General features: G+C 61.6%; 11 protein-coding genes and 2 riboswitches. Of the genes, 7 read left to right on the plus strand and 4 right to left on the minus strand.

What is annotated here, in order from left to right; translation table 11 throughout:
* Positions 1-6: 6 nt before the first annotated feature.
* Positions 7-2,919, plus strand: a complete 2,913-nt coding sequence (locus tag IG616_RS15820; protein ID WP_192149130.1) for an EAL domain-containing protein — start codon at positions 7-9, stop codon at positions 2,917-2,919.
* 89 nt (positions 2,920-3,008) lie between these two features.
* On the opposite strand, the gene IG616_RS15825 is transcribed toward IG616_RS15820, so the two are convergent.
* From IG616_RS15825 to ispH, 4 genes are read right to left on the minus strand one after another with little or no spacing between them, the layout of a single operon-like run.
* Positions 3,009-3,935 carry a diacylglycerol/lipid kinase family protein gene (locus IG616_RS15825; RefSeq protein WP_192149131.1) on the minus strand — a complete coding sequence of 309 codons (927 nt, stop codon included), beginning with the start codon at positions 3,933-3,935 and terminating at the stop codon, positions 3,009-3,011.
* Positions 3,932-4,402 (minus strand): ribonuclease HI, encoded by a 471-nt coding sequence (gene rnhA / locus IG616_RS15830; RefSeq protein WP_192149132.1) that lies wholly within the window; start codon positions 4,400-4,402, stop codon positions 3,932-3,934. The genes IG616_RS15825 and rnhA overlap by 4 nt, the downstream gene beginning before the upstream one ends.
* On the minus strand, positions 4,399-5,364 hold the full coding sequence (thrB, locus tag IG616_RS15835) for a homoserine kinase (protein ID WP_192149133.1): 966 nt from the start codon (positions 5,362-5,364) through the stop codon (positions 4,399-4,401). Before thrB ends, rnhA begins: the two co-directional genes overlap by 4 nt.
* Before the next feature lie 6 nt (positions 5,365-5,370).
* Positions 5,371-6,369 (minus strand): 4-hydroxy-3-methylbut-2-enyl diphosphate reductase, encoded by a 999-nt coding sequence (gene ispH, locus IG616_RS15840; RefSeq protein ID WP_192149134.1) that lies wholly within the window; start codon positions 6,367-6,369, stop codon positions 5,371-5,373.
* A 239-nt stretch (positions 6,370-6,608) separates the two neighbouring features.
* Here ispH and IG616_RS15845 point away from each other — a divergent pair, with 239 nt between their 5' ends.
* From IG616_RS15845 to gcvPB, 6 genes are all read left to right on the plus strand, one after another.
* Entirely contained in the window at positions 6,609-7,172 is a 564-nt protein-coding gene (locus IG616_RS15845; RefSeq protein WP_209007601.1) for a hypothetical protein, read from the plus strand.
* Positions 7,173-7,313: 141 nt separating this feature from the next.
* Positions 7,314-7,406, plus strand: a riboswitch (glycine riboswitch).
* Positions 7,407-7,409: 3 nt separating this feature from the next.
* Positions 7,410-7,524: riboswitch (glycine riboswitch) on the plus strand.
* A 61-nt stretch (positions 7,525-7,585) separates the two neighbouring features.
* Entirely contained in the window at positions 7,586-8,731 is a 1,146-nt protein-coding gene (gene gcvT, locus IG616_RS15850) for a glycine cleavage system aminomethyltransferase GcvT (RefSeq protein WP_192149136.1), read from the plus strand.
* A gap of 36 nt (positions 8,732-8,767) precedes the next feature.
* On the plus strand, positions 8,768-9,139 hold the full coding sequence (gcvH, locus tag IG616_RS15855) for a glycine cleavage system protein GcvH (RefSeq protein WP_192149137.1): 372 nt from the start codon (positions 8,768-8,770) through the stop codon (positions 9,137-9,139).
* A gap of 2 nt (positions 9,140-9,141) precedes the next feature.
* The gene (locus tag IG616_RS15860; protein ID WP_192149138.1) at positions 9,142-9,642 is read left to right on the plus strand and encodes an OsmC family protein; all 501 of its coding nucleotides are present in this window, start codon (positions 9,142-9,144) and stop codon (positions 9,640-9,642) included.
* Positions 9,643-9,864: 222 nt separating this feature from the next.
* Positions 9,865-11,211, plus strand: a complete 1,347-nt coding sequence (gene gcvPA / locus IG616_RS15865; RefSeq protein WP_192149139.1) for an aminomethyl-transferring glycine dehydrogenase subunit GcvPA — start codon at positions 9,865-9,867, stop codon at positions 11,209-11,211.
* Entirely contained in the window at positions 11,208-12,803 is a 1,596-nt protein-coding gene (gcvPB, locus tag IG616_RS15870; protein WP_192149140.1) for an aminomethyl-transferring glycine dehydrogenase subunit GcvPB, read from the plus strand. Before gcvPA ends, gcvPB begins: the two co-directional genes overlap by 4 nt.
* Positions 12,804-12,828 lie beyond the last annotated feature (25 nt).

Here is a 12,828-nt window from a genome sequence, read left to right on the forward strand (position 1 = left end):
CGGTCCATGTCGAAAAGAATACCGGAACAGGTCAACTGTGCCGTGAAGTTTATTGCCGCGCTCTTTCTGGTGGCGATTTGCTTGCTTGGCAGTGGACCGGCAAGAGCTCTGGAGCCCATTCCCGTCCCCCTGGACGCGGATGCGCTTGATCTGACGCAGGCGATCGAGATCCGCGCCGGCGCTGGCCCGCGCATGCAGGTGTCCACGGCGCCGGGCGCCGACGGCATCGTCCGCCGTATCGAAGTGTCCTCCCGCGACGGGGTGAATTCGGACTGGGCCGTGTTTGCCCTGGCCAACACCTCGGACGAGCAGGTCGACCGTCTGCTGGTTGCGCCCTATTTCCGTCTGGTCGGATCGCGCATGTTCTGGCCGGACCTCGGCTCCTCGCGCATCGCCTCCATCACGCCGAGCCAGGGCATTGCCCCGGAGCGCCAGAAAAGTCTTGAAGCGGATGTCTATCTGATCACGCTGGACCCGGGCGCTGTGGTGACCTTCGTGGCCGAGATGACGACCCCGGATCTGCCGGAGTTCCGTCTCTGGGAGCCGGATGCCTATGAGGAGGCGATCAACGCCTACACGCTCTATCGCGGCATCATCCTAGGCATTTCAGGCCTTCTCGCCCTGTTCCTGACGATCCTTTTCGTGGTCAAGGGGACGGTCATGTTCCCGGCGACCGCCGCGCTTGCCTGGTCGGTTCTGACTTATCTGTGCATCGACTTCGGCTTCTGGGCGCGGGTGTTCAATCTGGATCTGGGCGAGGATCAGCTGTTCAGGGCCTGCGCGGAGGTGATGCTGGCGGCCAGTCTGATCATCTTCCTCTACGCCTATTTGAACCTCAACCGCTGGAACATTCATTATTCCCATCTGGCACTGACCACACTGGTTCTGCTGCTCGGGCTTTTAGGCGTTGCTGTCTGGGATCCATCCATCGCGGCTGGCATCGCGCGGCTTTCGCTTGGAATCATTGGCGTTCTCGGCTTCGCCACCATTCTCGTTCTGGCCTTCCAGGGCTACGACCGGGCGATCATGCTTATTCCCACCTGGTTCCTCTTGCTCGCCTGGGAAATCGGGGCGGCCATGACCGTGACCGGGATGCTGGCGAATGACATCGTCCAGCCGGCTTTGGGGGGCGGTCTCGTTCTGATCGTTCTGTTGATCGGCTTCACCGTCATGCAGCACGCCTTTGCGGGCGGCGCGATTGCGCAGGGGCTGATTTCTGACGTTGAGCGCCGGGCTCTTGCACTTACGGGTTCAGGGGACATTATCTGGGACTGGGATGTGGACCGCGACCGGATTTACACCGGCAACGAAGTCGAAGACCTTCTTGGCCTGCGGCATGGCGCGCTCGATGGTCCCGCGCGCGACTGGCTGGAGGTTCTGCACCCGCAGGACCGCGACAGGTTCCGCTCCACGCTGGATGCGGTCATCGACCAGCGGCGCGGCAAGATCCAGCAGAATTTCCGTTTGAGATCGGAAGACGGCCATTTCCGCTGGTTCCGTCTTCGGGCCCGTCCGATCGTCGGATCTGACGGAGAAGTGATCCGCTGCGTTGGAACGCTGCTGGATGTCACGGAAGAGCGGACCGCTGAAGAGCGTCTGCTGCATGACGCAGTTCACGACAACCTGACCGGCCTGCCGAACCGCGAATTGTTCATGGACCGGCTGAAAGCGGCTCTTGCCAGGGCGAAAGCCGAGAACAACAACCGCCCGACTGTTCTGGTCATCAATCTGGACCGCTTCAAGCAGGTCAACGACAGCATTGGCTTGTCGGCAGGTGACAGCATTCTGCTGACGGTCGCCCGCCGCCTGAGCCGCTTGGTCGGGCCGCAGGATTCCCTGTCCCGTCTCAGCGCGGATCAGTACGGGCTGGTGCTCCTCTCCGAACTGGAGCCCGACCGGATCGTGACTGTGGCCGACGCGCTGCGCAAGGCCGTGCGCGCGCCCATCACCTTCGGCGACCGGGAGATCTTCCTGACCTGCTCCGTCGGGATCGCGCTGTATGAAGGCGAGAAGCAGTCTATTGAGGATCTGGTCACCAACGCGGAGATTGCGCTGAACCACGCCAAGCGTCTTGGCGGCGACCGCCAGGAAGTGTTCCGCCCGATCCTGCGTCCTCTGGGCAAGAACCTGGTGGATCTGGAGACGGACCTGCGGGAGGCCATCAAGAAGGAAACGCTGGGCGTCTATTTCCAGCCGATTGTCCGTCTGGAAGACAAGTCCATTGCCGGGTTTGAAGTCCTCGCCCGCTGGAACCACCCCAAGCGGGGCCGTGTGGCGCCTTCAGAGTTTATTCCGGTTGCCGAGCAGTCAGGCCTGATCAATGAGCTTGGCACCTACATGCTGGAGAAGGGCGCGCAACAGCTCGCGCAGTGGCAGCGGTCCATCCAGAGCGAGCATCCGCTGTTCGTCAGCATCAATATTTCTTCGCGCCAGCTGCTCAAGCATGACCTGATCAACGAAGTAAAGGCGGTGCTCTCAAGGCAATCGCTTGCGCCGGGAACGCTGAAACTGGAGCTGACCGAGTCCCTCGTGATGGCCAATCCGGAATATTCCGCGAAGGTGCTCGAGCGGCTTCGTGCGCTTGGTGCGGGCCTGTCTCTGGATGATTTCGGAACGGGACATTCCTCGCTGGCCTATCTGCAGCGGTTTCCTTTTGACACAATCAAGATCGACCAGTCTTTCGTGAAAGCAAACGGCCACTCCGCGCGCCCGGTTCTGCTGCGCTCCATCGTGGCCATGGGCCGGGATCTGGGCATGTCTGTCGTGGCTGAAGGCGCTGAGAGCGAAGCCGACGCGCTGGAGCTCTATCAGCTCGGTTGCGAATATGCGCAGGGCTTCTTCTTCGGGCAAGCGGTTACCGCGGAGGAGGCGACACGTCTCTTGCGGGACGCACCGAAGCAGGCCGTCAGCGCCGGATAGGCCTTTCGATCGCCAAGGATTAAAGCGCGAAAACCCCGGTAGTGTCACGCTCCGGGGTTTTTTGATTTGGAAATTAGGTTGCCAGCCCGTCAGGGAACGATGATCGAGAGATTTGCTTCAGAGGCGCAAAGGTCAATCGGTGTGGTGCCGAACGGATCGCCATCGACCTGGGCTGCGACCGGCCGCAACGAGGTGACTGTTGCGCGCTTGAAGGGGCAGACAACAACACCAGCGGCCTTGTAAACCCGGCCCATCAGCAACGCCACGCCAAAGCGGATTGTCGACAGGGGGTCGTCCCGCTTGAGCAGCAAAAGGTAAAGCCCGGGGCGTGTGACAGACGCGTCCGGGTGGACTGTGAAAGGCCCGCCATAGCAGCGGCCATTGGTGGCAACAACCAGTTTGCCCTGCTCCCGCCGTCCATCGAACTCCACCTGAAGATCGGAACTCTTGCGGACAAAACCGAGCCGCAAGGCGGTGATCACATAGGCCAGCTTGCCGAGCCTTCGTTTGAGGGAGAGCGGAACGCCATGAACCACCTCCGCGTCAAATCCCATGGAGGCCATCAGGACGAAGGGGCGTCCATTGGCGAGCCCTGCGTGCAGCGGTGCGCGTTTCCCGTTCAGGATGGCGCGCGCGATCTCCGCAGGCTTCTGAGGCAGCCCGAGCTCATGGGCAAGGACATTCGCGGTGCCGCAAGGAATGACGGCAAGGTCCGGTGGATTGGGATTGGACTGAAACCCGGTGACGGCCTCGTTGACGGAGCCATCACCGCCAGCAACAGCCAGAACGGAAGCCATCAGGTTGGGGCTTGCCGCAATCTCGCCGATCTCACCGGCGCGTGTGGTCAGGTGCAGGGTGACCCTGACACCGTTCGCCTCCAGAATGGAGCGGATTTCTTCAAGAGCTTCTGGCCGGTATCCGCCACTTGTGGGGTTCGCAAGAATGAGAACCCGGCGGGCCTTGTCCTCCCGGGCAGACACATCACCCGGTGTGGAGGCTGTGTCCGTGGTGGTCATAGGCTACTCTCGCCCTTGTTGCTTTTCTTGAAGGGCGCCATGCCTTCGCGGGCGAGGGCATCTGCGCGCTCGTTCTCCGGGTGGCCGGCGTGGCCCTTCACCCAGTGCCAGGAAATGTCATGCCGCTTGCAGGCCGCATCCAGCGCCTGCCACAGTTCGGCATTCTTCACCGGTTTCTTGTCGGCGGTGCGCCAGTCGTTGCGCTTCCAGTTGAACAGCCACTTGGTGATGCCGTCGCGCACATAGACCGAGTCCGTGTAGAGATCGATCGGGCAGGCCCGCTTGAGGCTGTTCAGCGCTTCGATGGCTGCTGTCAGCTCCATGCGGTTGTTCGTGGTCTGAGCTTCACCGCCGTTCAGCTCTTTCTCGTGCTCACCATAGCGCAGGATGGCGCCCCAGCCGCCGGGGCCGGGATTACCGGAACAGGCGCCATCGGTGTAGATCGTCACGCGCTGCGAATCGCTCATAGGCTCAGGCCATAACTGCTGGCGGTTTCGACCCGCTGGTGGAAGCGGAGCTTCTTCAGATACTCCACCGGGTCTTTCGGGGTCACCAGCGCGCCCTCCGGAACAGACAGCCAGTCATAGAGACGGGTCAGCAGGAAACGCAGGGCAGAGCCGCGTGCCAGAACCGGCAGGGCGTCATATTCTGCCTGGGACAGTGGCCGCACCTGACGGTAGCCGTTCATCAACGCCCTGGCCTTGGTAACGTTAAACGAGCCATCGGGCTCGAAACACCAGGCGTTCAGGCAGATGGCTATGTCATAGGCAAAGGCGTCGGTGCAGGCGAAATAGAAGTCGATCAGCCCGGAGAGCTTGTTGGACAAAAAGAAGACGTTGTCCGGAAAGAGGTCTGCATGGATCACGCCTGCCGGAAGGTTTTGAGGCCAATTGTTTTCAAGAAAATCCAGCTCGCGGGTTATCTCTTCTGCGAGGCCCGGAACGACTGAATTTGACCGCTCGCCGCTCTGGTTGAACAGCGGGCGCCAGCCGTCAACGTCAAGGGCATTCCGGCGCACCATGTTGAAGTCGGACCCTGCCAGATGCAGGGCGGCCATGCCACGGCCCAACTCTTCGCAATGCTCTGGCCGTGGACGTTTGACCCACATGCCGTTGAGGAAAGTCACAATGGCTGCAGGGCGGCCCGCGAGAATGCCAAGAAGATCACCGGACCTTGCCGCCACTGGAAGCGGGCACGAAAGCCCCCGTTTGGCCAGGTGCTGCATAAGGTTCAGGAAGAACGGCAGGTCGTTTGGGTCGACGCGCTTTTCATAGAGCGTGAGGATATAATGACCCGTCTCCGTATGGATCAGGAAGTTGCTGTTCTCGACACCTTCTGCGATGCCCTTGTAGGAAAGCAGTTTGCCAATGTCGTATGTGTCAATGAAGGCGGACAGCTCTTCATCGGCCACTTCGGTATAAACGGCCATGATATTTTACTCTGCTGGCGTTGCGGCCGCTGGGGCCGGTTCGCGCAACTCGCGCGGCAGATTGAAGGAAATGGTCTCATCCGCGGTGCGGACGGTTTCCACCGTCACCTCGAACCGCTGGCTGAAGGCATCGATGATTTCCTCGACCAGGGTTTCCGGAGCTGAAGCTCCAGCAGAAAGGCCCAGAGAGGTGACGCCTTCAAAGGCGGCCCAGTCGATTTCGCTCGCCCGCTGAACCAGATGGGAAATCCGGCATCCGGCCCGCTCGGCCACTTCGCGCAGGCGCTGAGAGTTGGAGGAGTTCGGTGCGCCGACGACAATCATCGCTTCCACCAGCGGAGCAACAGCCTTCACGGCCTCCTGCCGGTTGGTGGTCGCGTAGCAGATGTCTTCCTTGTGAGGGGCAACGATTTCCGGGAAACGCTCTTTCAACACGGCCACGATGCCTGCGGTGTCATCGACCGACAGAGTGGTCTGGGTCAGGAAGGCGAGGGGGCGGCCGGTCTTCGGCTCGAAGCTGCGGGCGTCTTCCTCAGTTTCGATCAAGGAAACGGTGCCTTCGGGCAGCTGGCCCATGGTGCCGATCACTTCCGGGTGGCCATTGTGGCCGATCAGGACGATCTCCCGCTCCCGTTTGTGATGGATCTCTGCTTCCTTGTGAACCTTGGACACAAGCGGGCAGGTGGCGTCCAGATAGAACATCTGCCGGGTCTGGGCATCGGCCGGAACAGATTTCGGCACGCCATGGGCAGAAAAGATCACCGGCCTGTCGTGATGATCCGCAGGGATTTCGGACAGTTCTTCCACGAAGACAGCACCCTTGGCCTTAAGTCCATCAACCACATAGCGGTTATGGACGATCTCGTGGCGGACATAGACCGGCCGGCCGAATTTCTCTAGGGCCAGTTCCACGATCTGGATAGCCCGGTCGACGCCTGCGCAGAAACCGCGCGGGGCGCACAGGCGAACCGTAAGAGGTGGCTTGGTTGAGATGGCGGCAGTCATGTCTGTCCCTAGGCTTGGTCTGTCGGCAATAAGGGGGGCAGGGCCTGTCATGTCAAGGTGCAACTGCCTGATACGTCTGGTGTCTCGCCAAGTGTGAATGGACCTGTTATGAAGCTCGACCGTAGGTGATGAGTTAACACGCAGGTGAGTATATGTTGAAGGCCGTCCAAACTGTGGGGCTCCGCTGGATCAAGGCAGCCACTGCAGGGGCGCTATGCGCCGGTCTCCTGGCGGGTTGCATGAGCAGTTCAGACGAAACGGTTTCCGGCGGCAATGCTGCTGGCGGCGCGGGCAGCAGCGGATCAAGCGGCGGCATCGTCAGTTCCATCCTGACCAGCGGCAAAGGGCCGATTGAGGTCAATCCTGATGCTTTTGCCTCAGAGATCTATTGCCCGCCCATCAAGCCGCAATTGAACACTTATCTCATCATGAAATACGAGCGGGGCCACGAGGACGAGCCCAAGCACCTGCTGTATCAGGCTACTCTTGATCAATGGGCGCGTGAATGCAGCCGTGAAGGTGCGGATCAGACCCGGATCAAGCTCGGCCTGTCCGGCAATGTCACGCCAGGCCCAGCATGGAAGGGCGGGGAAATCGTTCTGCCGATCCGTGTTGCCATTCTTCCGTCCGGCGAGAGCAACAAACCGCTGCAGTCCGATCTCGTCTCTGTTCCTGTGACTGTCGGTCAGGGCGCACCAGCCGAAGGCTGGACCATGGTCGAGAACAAGTATGTCGTTCAGCGCAACACGGAAGTGATGGTTGTCTTCGGGTTCGATGAAGGCCCGCAGAAGAAGCGCCGCTAATCACGTTTCGGACGATTCTCTTGTCCGGCTTATTGACAAGCGGAAACGGCCAAGGGAAATATGCCCGCTACCGGCCCGGGTCGTTCCCGAGTCGGGGAAAGTTGTGTGGCGAGGGCTTTGTTGACCACGTTGTACGGCTTTGAACGTCAAGCGGGAGAGGCCGGGTGAAATGATACCGGCGCCGAAGGAGCAACCGCCCCGGAAACTCTCAGGCAAAAGGACCGCTTGCCGATAACGCTCTGGAAAGCAGCTATCCGGACCGCCGAAGGTGGGAAGGGCCGCTCACCGAAGGAGTAACCGCGACGGGCCAGAGTAGGGTCCCGCGGGAAATCTCTCAGGTACTCGGACAGAGGGGGTGCGGACGGATCTTCAGGGATTCGTGATCCGCGCAACCCTGATTCCGAGGACGATTGATGGCCGACGCACCCGGCGCACTTCAAAAGACACCGCTCTACGACCTCCATATCGAGCTTGGCGCCCGCATGGTGCCATTTGCTGGTTACGAAATGCCGGTGCAATATCCGGCCGGCATCATGACCGAACACCTCCAGACCCGCGAAAGCGCCGGTTTGTTTGACGTGTCCCACATGGGGCAGGCCGTTCTGATCGGCCCGGATCACGAAACCACTGCCCGCGCGCTGGAGGCCATGGTGCCATCCAACATGGTTGAACTTGGACGCGGCAAGCAGCGCTATACGGTTCTGCTCAATGCCGAAGGCGGCGTTGTCGATGACCTGATGGTGACGCGCCCGGTTGCTGACGATCAGCAGGGACGCCTGTATCTGGTGGTCAACGCGTCGCGCAAGGACGTGGACTATCCGCTGATCGCAGCCGGTCTGCCGGACACTGTCCGTCTGGAAATCTTCACCGACAAGGCGCTGATCGCCGTTCAGGGGCCCAAGGCCGTTGAAGCTGTTGCAGCTCACGCTCCGGCTGCTGCCGATCTGGCCTTCATGTCCGGCGACTTCATGGAATTCGACGGCATTGCCTGCCACATCTCCCGCGCCGGTTACACAGGCGAAGACGGGGTGGAAATGTCTGTTCCCGCTGGCGCTGCCGAAGCGATTGCACGCGCGCTGCTGGCTGATGAGCGGGTGAAGCCGATTGGCCTCGGCGCGCGTGACAGCCTGCGCTTGGAAGCCGGTCTATGCCTTTACGGCCATGATCTCGACGAGACGATTTCTCCGGTCGAGGGCAACATCACGTTCTGCATGCAGAAGCGCCGCCGCGAGGAAGGCGGCTTTCCGGGGGCTGATCGCATCCAGGCAGAGCTCAAGGATGGCCCTGGCCGTCTGCGCGTTGGCCTGAAGCTTGAAGGCCGCGCACCGGCCCGCGAGGGCGCCGCAATCCATTTGCCGGGCGGCGCTGCCGTCGGCACCGTCACCTCTGGCGGCTTTGCCCCCACCGTTGGTGGCCCCATTGCCATGGGCTATGTGGCCACCGAACATGCCAAGACAGGCATGAAGCTCAGCCTTCTTGTGCGCGGCAAGGAGCTGCCGGCGGAAGTGGTCGATATGCCCTTCGTGCCAAACCGCTATTACCGCAAACCGAAATCCTGACCTGAACCTATTCCTTCCAGAAAACCGGGACGCATCATGACCACCTATTATTCCAAGGACCACGAGTGGATCACCGTCGAAGGCGGCACCGCCACCGTCGGCATCACCTCCTACGCCCAGCAGCAGCTCGGCGACGTCGTCTATGTCGAGACGCCGGAAGCCGGCAAAAGCCTCTCCCAGGGCGACGAAGCCGCGGTGGTTGAATCCGTGAAGGCCGCTTCCGAAGTCTATGCGCCGATCGACGGTGAAGTGACCGAAGGCAACGCAGCGCTCGGCGATGAGCCGGCCAAGGTCAACGAAGATCCGGAAGGCGCTGCCTGGTTCTGGAAGATGACCGTAGCCGATGAAGGCCAGCTCGCCGGTCTGATGGATGAAGCGGCCTACAAGGCCTACGTGGACGCGCTCTGATCATGAGCGGGCACCTCTACACAGCGGAAGTCCTCTGGACATGCGAAGGCGAAAGCTTCCCGAAAGGGCGGTATTCACGCGCGCATGTCTGGCGGTTCGACGGCGGTGTCGAGGTGCCGGCCTCTGCCTCGCCTCTTGTCGTACCGCTGCCGCTTTCCTCCGAAGCCGCCGTGGATCCGGAAGAGGCCTTTGCCGCTGCCGTCTCCTCCTGCCACATGATGACGTTTCTGGATCTCGCCCGCCGGGCCGGTTTCGTCATTTCGGCTTATGAGGGCAAGGCCGAAGCGCTGATGGAGGTGATTTCAGCGCCAGGCGAACCAAAGCGCATGGGCATCACCAGGGTGACGCTCCGTCCGGTCATCACCTTCCGGGCCGACGCCGAACCGGATGCCGACCAGCTGGAGGCGCTTCATCACGAGGCGCATGAGGTCTGCTTCATCGCGAACTCCGTAAAATGCGGGATAATCGTGAAGCCGCAACCGGCGAAGCTGATTTCGCAATAGAGCGAAAGCCTCTCCATCGTCCTCCCGGGCGCAGGCGCAGCCGAAAAACCGGGACCCAATCGCGGTGAGGCTTGCAGATGCGATGCCGATGAGATGAAGACGCGCTTTGCGCGGCTCTGGAAATGATTAGGCCCCGGCTCGGCGCTTCGCTTGGCCGGGGTGAATGGAGGAACGGACCTGTTCTTCCTCGATATGAGTTTAAACCAAACTGGGAGCCGCGAGATGCGCTACCTGCCTTTAAGCGATACCGACCGGGCCGACATGCTGGCCCGCGTGGGCGTCGACAGCATTGACGAGCTGTTCGCGGACATTCCCGCAAAGGCCCGTCTGAACGATCTGGTGGATCTGCCGCGCCGCGCTGGCGAGCTGCAGGTGGAGCGCCAGCTGTCCGCTTTGGCCGCCAAGAACGTTCCGGCTTCGTCCGTGCCGTTCTTCGTAGGGGCGGGTGCCTACAAGCACCATGTCCCCTCCACCGTCGATCATCTGATCCAGCGGTCCGAGTTCCTGACGAGCTACACGCCGTATCAGCCGGAAATCACCCAAGGGACCTTGCAGTATCTGTTTGAGTTCCAGACCCAGGTTGCCCGCTTGACCGCTATGGATGTGGCCAACGCCTCTATGTATGACGGCTCCACCGGCACTGGCGAAGCTGTGCTGATGGCGCACCGGGTCACCAAGCGCAAGAAGGCGGTCCTCTCCGGCGGTCTGCATCCCCAGTACCGTGAAGTGGTCGAGGGCCTCTCCGGTCAGGCCGGTGACGCGGTTGTGGCGCTGCCAGCCGACCCGACCGGCACGGAAGACATCCTGTCGCAGATCGACAAGGAAACCTCCTGCGTCGTCGTTCAGTCGCCGAATTTCTATGGCCAGATCATCGATCTGAAGCCGATTGCCGAAAAGGCTCATGAGTGCGGCGCGCTTCTGGTCGCGGTCTTCACCGAAGTGGTGTCCCTCGGCCTGATCGAGCCGCCGGGAACCCAGGGCGCGGATATCGTTGTTGGCGAGGGCCAGTCTATCGGCAACGGCCTGAACTTTGGCGGCCCCTATGTCGGTCTCTTTGCAACGCGCCAGAAATACGTCCGTCAGATGCCGGGCCGTCTGTGCGGTGAAACCACTGACGTGGATGGCAAGCGCGGCTTCGTGCTGACGCTGTCGACCCGCGAGCAGCACATCCGCCGCGACAAGGCGACGTCCAACATCTGCACCAACTCGGGCCTCTGCTGCCTGGCCTTCACCATTCACATGTCGCTTCTGGGCGGCACGGGGCTGAAGAAGCTGGCGCGGATCAATCACGCCAATGCGGTGAAGCTGAAGGCGCAGCTCGCAGCTGTTCCGGGCGTCGAGGTTCTGAACACCGCCTATTTCAACGAATTCACCGTCAAGCTGCCGAAGGCCGCTCATAGCGTCGTTGAAGCGCTGGCCGAAAAGGGCATCCTGGCCGGTGTCCCTGTCTCCCGCCTGATTCCGGGCAAGCCGGAGCTTGAAAACCTGCTGGTGGTAGCCTCAACGGAAGTGAACACCGATGAAGACCGCGCAGACTTTGCCGCCGCTCTGAAGGAGGTGCTGGCATGAGCATGAACACTCAGGGACGCCCGACCTCTGCGGGCGACGCGGGCGAGGCTTTCCGTCCGAAGACCTTTACCGGCAACCGTGCGCTCGACATGGAAGAGCCGTTGATCTTCGAATTCGGCCGCCTGGATGTGACCGGCGTCGATCTCGATGAACCGGAAGATTTCGTTCCCGAACTTGGCGGCCATGAGCGCAAGGACGCGCTGGAGCTGCCGGGTCTGGCAGAGCCGGAAGCCATGCGCCATTACGTGCGCCTGTCGCGGAACAACTACGCCATCGACAGCGGCCTCTATCCGCTGGGCTCCTGCACCATGAAGCACAATCCGCGCCTCAACGAGAAGATGGCGCGGCTGCCGGGCTTCGGGGATATCCATCCGCTTCAGCCCCTGTCCACTGTCAAGGGCGCGGTCGAGCTGATTGACCAGCTGAGCCATTGGCTGATGACCCTGACCGGCACGTCTGCGGTTGCCATGAGCCCGAAGGCCGGCGCCCATGGCGAGCTTTGCGGCATGATGGCGATCAAGGCGGCCCATACGGCGGCGGGCCGTGATCCGAAGATCGTTCTGGTTCCCGAAAGTGCCCATGGCACCAACCCGGCAACAGCGGCGCTCCTCGGCTACAAGGTCGTCAACATTGATGCCCGGGATGAAGACGGCACCGTCGATCTGGATGCCCTGAAGCGCACAATTGCCGAGCATCAAGGCAACATTGCCGCGATCATGCTGACCAACCCGAACACCTGCGGCTTGTTCGAGCGGGATATCATCGAGATCGCAGCGGCCATTCATGCAGCCGATGCCTATTTCTACTGCGACGGCGCCAACTTCAATGCCATCGTCGGCAAGGCCCGCCCGGGGGATCTGGGCGTCGATGCCATGCACATCAACCTGCACAAGACCTTCTCCACGCCCCATGGCGGCGGCGGTCCGGGTTCCGGTCCGGTGGTCCTGTCTGACCGTCTCGCGCCTTTCGCGCCGCTGCCCTTCATCCGCAAGGGTGAGAACGGCCCGGTTCTGGTGGAAACCGCGGCTGGTACGGTTGAAGGCGAAAAGCCTTTCGGCCGCATGACCGCCTTCCACGGCCAGATGGGCATGTATGTCCGTGCCCTCAGCTACATGCTGAGCCACGGGTCAGACGGCCTGCGCCAGGCGTCCGAGGATGCGGTGCTGAATGCGAACTATGTCCGCGTCGGCCTGCAGGATCTCATGAGCCTGCCTTTCGGCGAGCGTCCCTGCATGCACGAAGTGCTGTTCGACGACACCTTCCTGAAGGACACGGGCGTGACCACGCTCGACTTCGCCAAGGCGATGATCGACGAGGGCTATCACCCGATGACCATGTATTTCCCGCTGGTCGTCCATGGGGCCATGCTGATCGAGCCGACGGAAAGCGAAAGCCGCGCCGCCCTCGATCTCTTCATCGCCACCATGCGGGATCTGGTCATGAGCGCCAAGCGGGGCGAGACCGCCCGCTTCTCCGGCGCGCCTTACTATTCACCGCGCCGCCGCCTGGATGAAACCAAGGCGGCCCGGAGCCCGATCCTGAAATGGACCGAGCCGGAGCCGGCAGAGGTGACGCCGGTCGCGGCAGAGTAAGAGCGGATCAAGCCAAGAGATGCTG

The sequence above is a fragment of the Roseibium litorale genome, assembly GCF_014842915.1.
In the GTDB taxonomy this organism is placed as follows: Bacteria; Pseudomonadota; Alphaproteobacteria; order Rhizobiales; family Stappiaceae; genus Roseibium; species Roseibium litorale.